Genomic DNA, 12631 nt, shown 5'->3' on the forward strand with positions numbered 1-12631 from the left:
GAGACTGAGCGCGTGATCCGTTACGACGCCCTGGACGCCCTGCCCGTACGTGGTGCCCTGCCCGCCCTGGAGGACGCTCTGGAGGGGCACGGCACCGCCGTCCTCGTGGCGCCGCCCGGCACCGGCAAGACGACCCTGGTGCCACTGGCCCTCGCAGGACTTCTCGGGGGAGGCCCTGAGCGGCGAGTGATCGTGGCCGAGCCGCGGCGGATCGCGGCCCGGGCGGCGGCGCGGCGGATGGCGTGGCTGCTGGGTGAGAGGCCCGGCGGGAGCGTCGGCTACACCGTGCGCGGAGAACGGGTCGTCGGGCGGCACACGCGCGTGGAGGTCGTCACGACCGGTGTGCTGGTGCAGCGGGTGCAGCGGGACCAGGAGCTGACCGGTGTCGACGTGGTGGTGCTCGACGAGTGCCACGAGCGTCATCTGGACGCCGACACGGCGGCGGCGTTCCTGTGGGACGTACGGCAGACCCTGCGGCCCGAGCTGCGGCTGGTGGCCGCCTCGGCGACGACCGACGCGCGGGGGTGGGCGGAGTTGCTGGGCGGGGCGCCCGTGGTGGAGGCCCGGGGTGCGGCGTATCCGGTGGAGGTGGTGTGGGCGCCGCCGGCGCGGCCCCTGCGGCCGCCGCACGGGATGCGTGTCGATCCGGCGCTGCTGACGCATGTGGCGTCGGTGGTGCGGCGGGCGCTGGCCGAGCGGGACGGGGACGTGCTGTGTTTTCTGCCGGGCGTGGGCGAGATCGCCCGGGTGGCCGGGCAGCTCGGGGACCTCGCGGGGCCCGGGGACGTCGATGTGCTGCAGGTCCACGGGCGGGCGCCGGCCGCCGTGCAGGACGCGGTGCTCGCCCCCGGTGACCGGCGGCGAGTGGTGCTGGCCACGTCCGTGGCGGAGTCGTCGTTGACGGTGCCGGGGGTGCGGGTCGTCGTGGACTCGGGGCTGGCTCGCGAGCCGCGGGTCGACCACGCGCGCGGGCTGAGCGCGCTGACGACGGTACGGGCGTCACAGGCGGCCGGGCGGCAGCGGGCGGGGCGGGCCGGGCGTGAGGCGCCGGGGGCGGTGTACCGCTGCTGGACGGAGGCCGAGGACGCGCGGCTGCCGCCTTTCCCTTCGCCGGAGATCAAGGTGGCCGACCTGACGGCGTTCGCATTGCAGGTGGCGTGCTGGGGGATCCTGAGGCGTCGGGGCTGGCGTTGCTGGATGCGCCGCCCTCCGGGGGTATGGCGGCGGCTCGGGACGTGCTGGGCGTTGTCGGGGCCGTCGACTCCGTCGGGCGGGCGACCGAGCGGGGAGTCGCGCTGTCTCGGCTGGGACTGCATCCGCGGCTGGGGCGGGCCCTGCTCGACTCCGTGCCGTTCGTGGGGGTCGAGCGGGCCTCGGAGGTGGTCGCCTTGTTGAGCGAGGAGGCGCCTCGGGAGTACGGCGATGATCTAACGGGTGCGTTGCGTCGTGCTCGGCGTGAGGGTGACGCCTATGCCACGCGGTGGCGTCGCGAGGTTCGGCGGCTGCGGGCCGTCGGTTCTGAGATCTCCCACCCACCAGCCCGTAACTCCCCGCTGAAGGCGAAGGCAGGGACAGAGGCCGAGGGGTGGACGGATGCCACCGAAGACCGGCAGGTCGGGCTCGTCGCCGCTTTCGCCTTTCCCGAGCGCGTCGCCAGGGCCGACGGTGGGTCGTGCCTCATGGTGTCCGGGACCCGGGCCGAGATGAGCGAGGGCAGTGCGCTGCGAGGGGCGGACTGGGTCGCCGTCGCCGTGGCGGACCGGCCCGTCGGCAAGGGGCACGCGCGCGTGCGGTCAGGCGCCGTGGTCGACGAGGGGATCGCCCGGCTCGCGGCAGGGGCGCTGCTGGACGAGCGGGACGAGGTGCGCTGGGACGACGGGGACGTCGTGGCGCGGCGGGTGGAGCGGCTGGGGGCCGTGGAGTTGGCGGTGCGGTCGCTGAAGGACGTTGTTCCCGGGCTCGTACGGGGTGCGCTGCTGGACGGGCTACGGCGGGAAGGGCTCGGGCTGCTGCGGTGGTCGGCGGATGCCGAGGTCCTGCGGCAGCGGCTCGCCTTTCTGCGGCTGCACCTCGGTGAGCCCTGGCCCGATGTCCGCGACGACGCGCTCCACGCGCGCGTGGAGGAGTGGCTGGAGCCGGAGCTGGGCCGGGCGCGGCGGCGGGCCGATCTGGCTCGGATCGATGCCGGTCAGGCGCTCGCCCGGCTGCTGCCCTGGGCCTCCGGGGAGGCCGGGCGGCTCGACGAGCTCGCCCCGGAGCGGATGGCCGTACCGAGCGGGTCGAGGATCCGCATCGACTACTCCCGGCCCGAGCAGCCCGTGCTCGCGGTGAAGTTGCAGGAGATGTTCGGGCTGCAGGAGTCGCCCCGGGTCGCCGGGGTGCCGCTGCTCGTGCATCTGCTGTCCCCGGCAGGGCGGCCGGCCGCCGTCACCGCCGACCTCGCCTCGTTCTGGCGGGACGGCTACAAGGGCGTACGGGCGGAGCTGCGCGGGCGGTATCCCAAGCATCCGTGGCCCGAGGACCCGGCGGTTGCGGAGCCGACCCGGTACACCAACGCCCGGCTCAGGCGGTGACCTGTGACGGCTCCTCGGCCGCTGTCGGGGCCGGGCCGGAGGGACGGCGACCGCGGGCCTCCAGGTACAGCGCGAGGGCCAGCAGGAGGACGCCGAGGGTGAGGAAGCCCCACGGCAGGTAGGACGTCAGCAGCAGGATGATGAGGCGCTGGGACTTCACCAGGTCGACCGTGTGCGTGATGTAGTCCTCGCGCATCTTCACGTGGCCGGCGAACGCGGTGACCTTCTCACGGTCGCCGAGGAGGGCGCCGCCGCGCAGTTCCTCCTTGTGGATCTCCTCGCCGTAGACGGGAGCGCCGGTGAGGGGCTCGACCCAGAACTTGCGGACCGTGGTGTACCAGCGGGTCGTGCCGGTCTGGGCTACCGACTCGGGGGTGAGGCCCTCCACGGGCAGCGTCTTGGGGATCTTCACTTTGGTCCAGGGGATGGTCTGCTCGAAGTAGTAGACCTCCAGGCCGCGGAAGGTGCGGGTGTCCTGGTAGTGGATGGGGGCTGTGACGCGGGCCTGGGCGTCGAAGTACTGGTAGGCCCGTTTCTCCGTGAGGAAGGGCCATTTGAACTCGAGGCCCTCGCGGCGCACCGGGTCGCCGTCGACCGACTCGCCGGTGGCGTGGACGGGCTCCTGGGTGTGGGCGTCGAAGATGTAGCGCTCGGGGATCTTCGACACCATCTCGCCGTCGGGGCCGACGACGTAGGACAGGCCGTCCCAGACGACGACGTCCCGGCCCGCCGACTCCTCGATCCTCTCGGAGGCCTCGACGTTGCCCTTGAGGGTCTGGACGATGGTGACCTTGGGGACTTTCTTCGCCCGCATGGTGCCGTAGTCCAGGAGGGTGGCGTCGCGGGCCTCCAGGACCATGTCCTGGTACTGGTTCGCGGGGACCTTGGCGAGGCGCGGGAAGGCGTACCAGCGCAGCAGCGGGGACAGTGCCGTGAAGAACACGGCGAGGGCGAGCAGGATCAGAGCGGCCTTGCGGCGCATCTCGGCCTCCGTCCCGGGCGGGCGGTCAGGGGTGTGCGGGAACCGTCGTCAGCAGCGGCTTCGGGGACGTCCCGCCCGAGGGGGTGCCGAGGGCGGTCAGCGTCAGGACCACGGCGAACGCGACGGCGAGACCGGTGGCGGCGGCGACGAGGGTGCGCATACGGGGGCCTCCCCACGGTTGAACTGATACACCGTCAGGTTTGTCCGCACCGTAGCAACGCGCGGCTGAGATGAGAACACGTTGCACACACAACGACGCCCCTCCTGTAAGAGGGGCGTCGTCCGTACTACTTGAGAACTACGCGCTGGGGCTCGCCGACGGGCTCGGCGAGGACGTCTCGGCCGCCGCCACGGTCAGTTCGACGGTGAGGGTCGCTCCGCCCGCGGTGCTGATGCGGAGCAGGAACGTGCCGGTGGTGTCGTCCGCGTACAGCTTCGGCAGCTTCAGCAGGCCCTTCGAGTCCGTCTTCAGTGCCTTCAGGGTGCGGACGGCCTTGCCGTCGGCGTCCTTGAAGTAGGGGCCCTTGTCGGTGGCGGTCGGGTCGTCCGCCGACTTGATCAGCGTGGCGGTGGCCGCGACGCCGTCGGCGACGGCGCCCTTGTACGTGGCCTTCACCTCGACCTGGGTGGCGAACTCGCCGCCCGGGGCGCAGGTCAGCGCGGCGTCACCGGTGCGGGCGAGGGCGTCGGCGGCGCGTTCGGTGACGGTGGCCGTGTAGTCGAGGCCGGCGACCGTGCGGCCCACGACGGTGGCGCGGACGGTGACCTCACCCGTCTTCTCCCCCGCCCGCAGGGCGGGAGCGACGGCGACGCCGGAGCTGTTGGTGGCGACCGTGGCCACGTTCTCGCCGCCGGTGAAGGTGGTGTCCGTGCTGCCGATGATCGTGAAGCGGACCCTGACCTTGCCGACGGCCTTGCCGGCCTTCGTCTCGGCGCGGGTGCTGATCCGCTTGGTGAACGCGTCGCCCGCCATGGCGGTGAGCTTCGCGGTGCCGGCGTCCTCAAGGTGGTCCACCGTGTCGGTGTTCGTGGGAGGCGTCGAGGGGGGCGGGGTCGGGGTGCCGCCGGGGTCGGTGGGCGGCTTCGGGGTCGTCGTGCCGCCGCCGGGCTTGTCGGGCTTGGGGCTGGGCTTCGAGCTGCCCGGAGCCGGCGTGGTCGGTGTGTTCGGGGTGCTCGGGGTGCTCGGAGTGGAGGGCGAAGGGCTCGCCCCGGCTCCGTCGTCGCTGCGGTTGTCGGGCAGTGTGCCGGTGCCGTCGGGGATCTCGTGCGTGCCCTTGCGGTAGTACTCCACCCAGCGCATGACCAGGTTCAGGTACTCCCGCGAGTTGTTGTAACTGAGGATCGCGCGGTCGAGGTCATCCTGGTCGGACAGGTCCCAGTCGAAGCGGCACAGGTAGTGCCCGGCGGCGAGTGCCGCGTCGTAGATGTTGTTGGGGTCCTTCTTGCCGTCGGCGTTGCCGTCGCGGCCCGCCCACGCCCAGGTGGACGGGATGAACTGCATGGGGCCGACGGCCTGGTCGTAGGAGCTGTTGCCGTCGTAGGCGCCGTCGTCGGTGTCCCTGATGAGAGCGAAGCCGTTGCCGTCGAGCTGCGGGCCGAGGATGGGCGAGAGGGTCTTGCCGTCGGCGGCGACACGGCCGCCGCGGGCCTGGCCCGACTCCACCTTGCCGATGGCGGCGAGGAGTTGCCAGGGCAGGTTGCAACCCGGCTTGGCCTCGTTCAGCGCGGTCTCGGCCTTCTTGTAGGCGTCGAGGACGGTCGCGGGGATGCCCGCCTCGCTGGTGCCGGGGGCCGCGGGGCCGGTGCCGGTGCTCGGGGACGGGTTCGGGCTCTTGAGCGGCGGCAGGTCCGTGTAGTACGGCGAATTGCCGGTGGCGCTGCCGTCGGAGGCACTCGCGTCGGGTGAGGGCGTGGCGTCCGCCGCGGTCTGTCTGCCGTGGTCGTTCACGCCCGGAGCCTGGGAGGCGGACAGTGCCGCGACCGCTACCGCGGCCACGGCGGTGGTTGCCGCCCCCTTGCGCAGCCTCCTGCCGAATTGCGCCGCCATAGAGTGAACCCCTCCCATGGACGCCCCAGCGCCCGTCTCTGCCTGTCGCGCACTTCTGTTGCGTCAGCGCTCTTCTGTTGCGTTCGCTCTGTTGTGACGATCGACCGGCCCGAGTGGTTGCCCTCCGACTGTCATGTCTCTCGCCCTGGCACGGTGACCCTGGCGACCCTACGGCAACTTGCTTTGCTCGGGCACCCGTTCGTGCCCGGTTTTCACCGGTTGGTCATGTGGCGGGCGTGGCGGGCGGCCGGTGTCCGGCATCCCGCATACTGGGCCGTCCTGTCACCTGACAACGACCGTCACCAGGAGCAGAGTTGCCGTTCACACTGAGCCACGCGGCAGCCGTACTGCCCGCCGTACGCACCGACGGGACTGGCCGGGGCCCGCTGGTGCCATCCGTCCTCGTGGCGGGTTCCTTCGCGCCCGACATGACCTACTACGCGGCGAGTGTGCTGTCCGGGGCGATGGAGTTCGGTGACGTCACGCACGCGTTCTGGGGGGTGTTCACGGTCGATGTGCTCATCGCCTGGGCGCTGGTGGGGCTGTGGCTTTTGATGCGCGAGCCGCTGGTGGCGTTGCTGCCGCGGGCTCGGCAGGGGCGGGTGGCGGCCCTGGTGCGATGCGGGGCGCCACGCGCGCGTGTGACGCCCTCCCTGGTGGTGCGGTGGTACGTGTCCGCCGTACTCGGCGCGCTGACGCACGTCGTGTGGGACGCGTTCACGCATCTCGACCGGTGGGGGATGCGGCTGTTTCCCGTGCTGGGCCGTGAGGTCGCGGGCTCGCCGCTGTACTGGTACCTGCAGTACGGCGGTTCGGCGGTGGCCGCTGTGGTGATCGCCGTGTTCGTGGTGCGCGCGTTGCGGCGGATGCCCGCAAGCGAACCGGTGGGGGTCCCGGTGCTGGCGGTACGGGACCGCTGGGCGGCCGGTGCCGTGATCGGCGGCTTCGCGCTGGTGGGGGCGGTGCAGCGGGCGGCACGGTGGTGGGCCTACTGGGGTTCGGCCGCGAAGCCGTGGGAGATCATTCCGACGGTGTGCTTCGGCGCGGGGGCCGGGCTCGTCCCGGCGCTGTTGTCGTACGCCGTGGTGGTCAGGGCGCGGCGCCCGGTTCCGGCCCCCGGCGGTTCTGACCGTGCCGGCGATACGGAGCCGAGCCGTCCGGCCGCTCGCTGAGGGGCTCGCCGGTCGCGATGTACACCGTGATGGTGGTGTGCGCGGGGCGCGGCCGCGGGAGCAGGGTGAGGACGAGGGTCAGATAGCCGCGCGCCCGGTCGGCCCAGGCCCGGCGGGGTGTGGCTCTGCCGGTTTCACCGGGTGTCTCGGGACTGCCGGGCAGGTCGCCGGTCCCCGAGGGCCTGGTGGGGCCGGTGGCGGGCAGGCCGCCGGGGTCGGCGGAGAGGGTGGGGTTGCGTCCGAAGGGCAGGCGGTCACGGAGATCCGCCGTCGTCCGGCGCAGTGCCGTGGCGAGGTTCGCGGGGACGCGGAGCGTGCTTGCGTCGGCCGCGTAGACCCGGACCGGCGGAAGTGCCACGCCTGGTGCCGTGCGGCCGAGGAGCGTGCGTATACCCATGCCCGCATCTTTACGACGGTCGGGGGCGGGGGCGCCTTCACGGGGGCCACGCGAGTGATGGTTCGGTGGGGGCCCAGTGCGGCCGCGCCCGGCTGGGGCGGGTGCCCGGATGGGACCGGGCCAGGGCCGGTACCTCGGCGGAGGGGGACGGAGCTGTGGCGGCTTTACTCCGGCCACCCGACGAACCCCGGCCCGAGGCACCACCCCGCCCCCGGCCCGGCCCGGGCTGGGCTGGGCTGGGCCGGCCCAGCCCGGGCCGGCCCAAGCAGCGCAGCGTCTAGTGCGCCGCCGACTCCCAGTCCGCCCCCGCGCCCACCGAGACGCCCAGCGGGACACGGAGGTGGACGGCGTTCGCCATCTCGCGGCGGACGAGTTCCTCGGCGGCCGCGCGCTCGCCCGGGGCGATCTCCAGCACGATTTCGTCGTGCACCTGGAGCAGCATCCGGGACTCCAGCCCGGCCTCCTTCAGCGCGCCGCCCACCTTGAGCATGGCGATCTTCACGATGTCGGCAGCCGTGCCCTGGATGGGCGCGTTGAGCGCCATCCGCTCCGCTGCCTCGCGACGCTGGCGGTTGTCGCTGTTGAGGTCGGGGAGGTAGCGGCGGCGCCCGAAGAGCGTCGCCGTGTAGCCCGTCGCCCGGGCCTCGTCGACCGCGCGGCGCAGATAGTCCCGGACGCCGCCGAACCGCTCGAAGTACGCGTCCATCAGGGCGCGGGCCTCCGCCGCCTCGATGTTCAGCTGCTGGGAGAGGCCGAAGGCGGACAGTCCGTAGGCCAGGCCGTACGACATGGCCTTGATCTTGCGGCGCATCTCGGCGTCCACCGCTGTCGCCTCGACCGCGAAGACCTGGGAGGCGGCCGTGGTGTGCAGGTCCTCGCCCGAGGTGAAGGCCTCGATCAGGCCCTCGTCCTCGGAGAGGTGGGCCATCACGCGCAGCTCGATCTGGCTGTAGTCGGCCGTCATCAGGGACTCGAAGCCCTCGCCGACGACGAAGCCGCGGCGGATGGCGCGGCCCTCGTCGGTGCGGACCGGGATGTTCTGCAGGTTCGGGTCCGTCGAGGACAGCCGGCCGGTGGCGGCGACCGTCTGGTTGAAGGTGGTGTGGATCCGGCCGTCCGCGGCGATGGTCTTGATCAGGCCCTCGACGGTGACGCGGAGCTTGGCCTGCTCGCGGTGGCGGAGCATGATCACCGGAAGCTCGTTGTCCGTCTGGCCGGCGAGCCAGGCGAGGGCGTCGGCGTCCGTGGTGTAGCCGGTCTTCGTGCGCTTGGTCTTGGGCAGGGCCAGCTCTCCGAAGAGGACTTCCTGGAGCTGCTTGGGAGAGCCCAGGTTGAACTCGTGCCCGGCCGCCGCGTGGGCCTCCTTCACCGCCTGCTGGACGGCGCCGGCGAACATCTGCTCCATGGCCTCCAGATGGGCCCGGTCGGCCGCGATGCCGTGCCGCTCCATGCGGGCCAGCAGCGCTGACGTGGGCAGCTCCATGTCGCGCAGGAGATCGGCGGCGCCGACCTCCTCCAGGCGGCCCTCGAAGACCTCGCCCAGGTCGAGGACGGCGCGGGCCTGGATCATCAGGGCCTCGGCCTCGGCGCCTTCGTCCGCGCCGAAGGCGAGCTGGCCGTCGGCGGTGGCGGCGGGGGTCAGCTCACGGTGCAGGTACTCAAGGGACAGCGCGTCCAGGTCGAAGGAGCGGCGGCCCGGCTTGACCAGGTAGGCGGCGAGCGCGGTGTCCATGGAGACGCCCTCGACGCTCCAGCCGTGCTCGGCGAAGACCCGCATGGCGCCCTTGGCGTTGTGGAAGGTCTTGGTCCGGCCGGCGTCGGCGAGCCAGGCGGCGAAGGCCTTCTCGTCGGCCTCGTCCAGCTGGGAGGGGTCGAACCACGCGGCCGGTCCGCCGGGCGCGGCGAGCGCGACCTCGGCGACCGAGCCGGTGCCGAGCGCCCAGGTGTCGACCGTGGCGATCCCCAGGGGCTGCGTGCCGTGCTCGGTGAGCCAGCCGGTCAGCTCGCCGGTGCCGAGCACCGTGCCGTCCAGCTGCACGCCCTCCGTGCTGACCGGGGTGGTCTCGGCCTCCTCGGCGCCGGGGTCGACGGCGAAGAGCCGCTCGCGCAGCGAGGGGTTGCGGATCTCCAGGGTGTCCAGGACCACCGCGACGGCCGTGCGGTCGTAGGCGGCTCGCTCCAGGTCGGTGACGCCCTTGGGGAGCTCCACCTGGCGCTCCAGCTCGGTGAGCCGGCGGTTGAGCTTGACCGCTTCGAGGTGGTCGCGGAGATTCTGGCCGGCCTTGCCCTTGACCTCCTCGACGCGCTCGACGAGGTCGGCGAAGGAGCCGAACTGATTGATCCACTTCGCGGCGGTCTTCTCGCCGACGCCGGGGATGCCGGGGAGGTTGTCCGAGGGGTCGCCGCGCAGGGCCGCGAAGTCGGGGTACTGCGCGGGCGTCAACCCGTACTTCTCGAATACCTTTTCCGGGGTGAAGCGGGTCAGCTCGGAGACGCCCTTGGTCGGGTACAGCACCGTGGTGTGCTCGCTGACCAGCTGGAAGGAGTCACGGTCGCCGGTGACGATCAGCACCTCGAAGCCCTCGGCCTCGGCCTGGGTGGCGAGAGTGGCGATGACATCGTCCGCCTCGAAGCCGTCCACCGCGAAGCGGGCGGCGCCCATCGCGTCGAGGAGCTCGCCGATCAGCTCGACCTGGCCCTTGAACTCGTCCGGGGTCTTGGAGCGGTTCGCCTTGTACTCCGTGAACTCCTGGGACCGCCAGGTCTTGCGGGAGACGTCGAAGGCGACCGCGAAGTGCGTGGGCTCCTCGTCGCGCAGCGTGTTGGCCAGCATCGACGCGAAGCCGTAGATCGCGTTCGTCGGCTGGCCCGTCGCGGTGGTGAAGTTCTCCGCGGGCAGCGCGAAGAACGCGCGGTAGGCCAGCGAGTGCCCGTCCATGAGCATCAGTCGCGGGCGGCTGCCGCCGGAGGTCTTGTCGGTCGTCTTCGATGCTGTCTCTGCCACGCCCCCGATCCTGCCACGCCCCACTGACACTCGGCCCCGCCCCCGACCGCGCGGGCTCCGGGGAGGGCTTCTCCCCGAGCCCGCCCGCACGGGATGTCACCACCGCGTGCGAGGATCAGAGAGGTAGCTCACAGCGCAGTGGAAGGGGAGCGTGCGATGGCCACGAAGCCGCCCAAGAGTGATCCGGTTCAGGACGCGCCGCAGGTCACCGGGCCGAAGCACGCGGCAGCGGGCCTCCCCGCGATCGGGCACACACTGCGCATGGCCCAGCAGCAGATGGGTGTGAAGCGCACCGCGCTGACGCTGCTGAGCGTGAACCAGAAGGAGGGCTTCGACTGCCCGGGCTGCGCCTGGCCGGAGCCGGAGCACCGGCACAAGGCGGAGTTCTGCGAGAACGGCGCGAAGGCGGTCGCCGAGGAGGCCACGCTGCGCCGGGTCACGCCCGAGTTCTTCGCCGCGCACCCGGTCGCCGACCTCTTCGGCCGCAGCGGCTACTGGCTGGGCCAGCAGGGCCGCCTCACCCACCCCATGTACCTCCCCGAGGGGGGCACGCACTACGAGCCGGTCACCTGGGAGCGCGCCTTCGGCATCATCGCCGAGGAGGTCACCGCCCTCGCCTCCCCGGACGAGGCCGTCTTCTACACCTCGGGGCGCACCAGCAACGAGGCCGCGTTCCTGTACCAGCTGTTCGCCCGCGAGCTCGGCACGAACAACCTCCCCGACTGCTCGAACATGTGCCACGAGTCGTCCGGTTCGGCGCTGTCGGAGACGATCGGCATCGGCAAGGGCAGCGTCATGCTGGAGGACCTGCACAAGGCCGACCTGATCATCGTCGCGGGACAGAACCCGGGGACGAACCACCCGCGCATGCTGTCCGCCCTGGAGAACGCCAAGGCGGGCGGCGCGAAGATCATCAGCGTCAACCCGCTGCCCGAGGCGGGCCTGGAGCGTTTCAAGAACCCGCAGACCCCCAAGGGCCTCACCACCGGCTCCGCCCTCACCGACCTGTTCCTGCAGATCCGCATCGGCGGCGACCAGGCCCTCTTCCGTCTCCTCAACAAGCTGATCCTCGACACGGAGGGCGCGGTCGACGAGGCGTTCGTCGGGGAGCACACGCACGGCTACGAGGAGTTCGCCGAGGCCGCCCGCGCCGCGGACTGGGACGAGACGCTCGCGGCCACCGGGCTGACCCGGAAGGAGATCGAGGACGCCCTGCGCATGATCCTCGCCTCCGAACGCACCATCGTGTGCTGGGCGATGGGCCTCACGCAGCACAAGCACTCGGTCCCCACCATCAGGGAAGTGGTCAACTTCCTCCTCCTGCGCGGCAACATCGGCCGCCCGGGCGCGGGCGTCTGCCCGGTGCGCGGCCATTCGAACGTGCAGGGCGACCGCACGATGGGCATCTTCGAGCGCCCCGCCCCCGCGTTCCTGGACGCCTTGGAGAAGGAGTTCGGCTTCGCCCCGCCGCGCGAGCACGGCTACGACGTCGTACGGGCCATCCGCGCCCTGCGCGACGGTGAGGCGAAGGTCTTCTTCGCCATGGGCGGCAACTTCGTCTCGGCTTCCCCCGACACGGAGGTCACCGAGGCGGCGATGCGGCGGGCCCGGCTGACCGTGCACGTGTCGACGAAGCTGAACCGCTCGCACGTGATCACAGGCGCGCGTGCCCTGATCCTGCCGACTCTGGGCCGTACCGAACTCGACCTCCAGGGCAGCGGCGAGCAGTTCGTGACGGTCGAGGACTCGATGGGCATGGTGCACGCCTCCCGGGGCCGGCTGGAGCCCGCGAGCACGCACCTGCTGTCCGAGCCGGCCATCGTCTGCCGTCTGGCCCGCGGCGTGCTGGGCGAGAACAGCCCCACGCCCTGGGAGGAGTTCGAGAAGGACTACGCGACGATCCGGGACCGGATCGCGCGCGTGATCCCCGGCTTCGAGGACTTCAACGCGCGCGTGGCCCGCCCGGGAGGCTTCACGCTCCCCCACGCCCCGCGTGACGAGCGCCGCTTCCCCACCGCCACCGGCAAGGCCAACTTCACCGCCGCGCCCGTGGAGTACCCGGAGCTGCCCGAGGGGCGTCTGCTGCTCCAGACGCTGCGCTCGCACGACCAGTACAACACCACGATCTACGGCCTCGACGACCGCTACCGGGGCATCAAGAACGGCCGCCGGGTGGTGCTGGTCAACCCCGAGGACGCGCGGACGCTGCAGCTGGCGGACGGCTCCTACGTCGACCTGGTCAGTGAGTGGAAGGACGGCGTGGAGCGCCGGGCGCCGGGCTTCCGGGTCGTGCACTATCCGACGGCCCGGGGCTGCGCCGCCGCGTACTACCCGGAGACCAACGTGCTGGTGCCGCTGGACGCCACCGCTGACACCAGCAACACCCCGGCCAGCAAGTCCGTCGTGGTGCGTCTGGAACAATCGGCCACCGACTGAGCGTTTGCTCAGTCACAGAG

General features: G+C 72.1%; 7 protein-coding genes and 1 pseudogene. 3 read left to right on the top strand and 5 right to left on the bottom strand.

Annotated features, from left to right (window positions below; genetic code table 11):
* Positions 1–12: 12 nt before the first annotated feature.
* Positions 13–2573, top strand: a pseudogene (hrpB, locus tag ACQEV8_RS11005) (ATP-dependent helicase HrpB).
* Here hrpB and ACQEV8_RS11010 read toward each other — a convergent pair.
* The 3 genes from ACQEV8_RS11010 to ACQEV8_RS11020 all read right to left on the bottom strand — a co-directional run bounded on the left by ACQEV8_RS11010 (position 2563) and on the right by ACQEV8_RS11020 (position 5602).
* The gene (locus ACQEV8_RS11010) at positions 2563–3555 is read right to left on the bottom strand and encodes a DUF3068 domain-containing protein (protein ID WP_432959399.1); all 993 of its coding nucleotides are present in this window, start codon (positions 3553–3555) and stop codon (positions 2563–2565) included. The pseudogene hrpB and the gene ACQEV8_RS11010 overlap by 11 nt on opposite strands.
* Before the next feature lie 25 nt (positions 3556–3580).
* Positions 3581–3715: an SPW_0924 family protein gene (locus ACQEV8_RS11015; protein ID WP_279542307.1), complete on the bottom strand. Its 135-nt coding sequence runs from the start codon at positions 3713–3715 to the stop codon at positions 3581–3583.
* 138 nt (positions 3716–3853) lie between these two features.
* Complete coding sequence (locus ACQEV8_RS11020) at positions 3854–5602, bottom strand: lytic transglycosylase domain-containing protein (RefSeq protein ID WP_432959400.1); 1749 nt, start codon at positions 5600–5602, stop codon at positions 3854–3856.
* 314 nt (positions 5603–5916) lie between these two features.
* On the opposite strand from ACQEV8_RS11020, the gene ACQEV8_RS11025 reads away from it, so the two are divergent.
* Positions 5917–6774, top strand: coding sequence for a DUF4184 family protein (locus ACQEV8_RS11025; RefSeq protein WP_432959401.1), 858 nt, complete (start codon positions 5917–5919; stop codon positions 6772–6774).
* Here the strand turns inward: ACQEV8_RS11025 and ACQEV8_RS11030 are convergent.
* On the bottom strand, positions 6692–7171 hold the full coding sequence (locus ACQEV8_RS11030) for a hypothetical protein (RefSeq protein ID WP_432959402.1): 480 nt from the start codon (positions 7169–7171) through the stop codon (positions 6692–6694). The two genes, ACQEV8_RS11025 and ACQEV8_RS11030, sit on opposite strands and share 83 nt — an antisense overlap.
* A 277-nt stretch (positions 7172–7448) precedes the next feature.
* Positions 7449–10175: a DNA polymerase I gene (polA, locus tag ACQEV8_RS11035; protein WP_432959403.1), complete on the bottom strand. Its 2727-nt coding sequence runs from the start codon at positions 10173–10175 to the stop codon at positions 7449–7451.
* A gap of 156 nt (positions 10176–10331) precedes the next feature.
* Between polA and ACQEV8_RS11040 the strand changes: the two genes are divergently transcribed.
* The gene (locus ACQEV8_RS11040; protein WP_432959404.1) at positions 10332–12611 is read left to right on the top strand and encodes an FdhF/YdeP family oxidoreductase; all 2280 of its coding nucleotides are present in this window, start codon (positions 10332–10334) and stop codon (positions 12609–12611) included.
* Positions 12612–12631 lie beyond the last annotated feature (20 nt).

Origin of the sequence: Streptomyces sp. CA-179760, from assembly GCF_050937045.1 — a bacterium.
Taxonomy (GTDB): domain Bacteria; phylum Actinomycetota; class Actinomycetes; order Streptomycetales; family Streptomycetaceae; genus Streptomyces.

Coding starts and splice junctions, on each gene's coding strand:
- ACQEV8_RS11015 (WP_279542307.1), bottom strand. CDS start 3,715: ATGCGCACCCTCGTCGCCGCCGCCACCGGTCTCGCCGTCGCGTTCGCC.
- ACQEV8_RS11030 (WP_432959402.1), bottom strand. CDS start 7,171: ATGGGTATACGCACGCTCCTCGGCCGCACGGCACCAGGCGTGGCACTT.
- ACQEV8_RS11010 (WP_432959399.1), bottom strand. CDS start 3,555: ATGCGCCGCAAGGCCGCTCTGATCCTGCTCGCCCTCGCCGTGTTCTTC.
- ACQEV8_RS11040 (WP_432959404.1), top strand. CDS start 10,332: ATGGCCACGAAGCCGCCCAAGAGTGATCCGGTTCAGGACGCGCCGCAG.
- ACQEV8_RS11020 (WP_432959400.1), bottom strand. CDS start 5,602: ATGGCGGCGCAATTCGGCAGGAGGCTGCGCAAGGGGGCGGCAACCACC.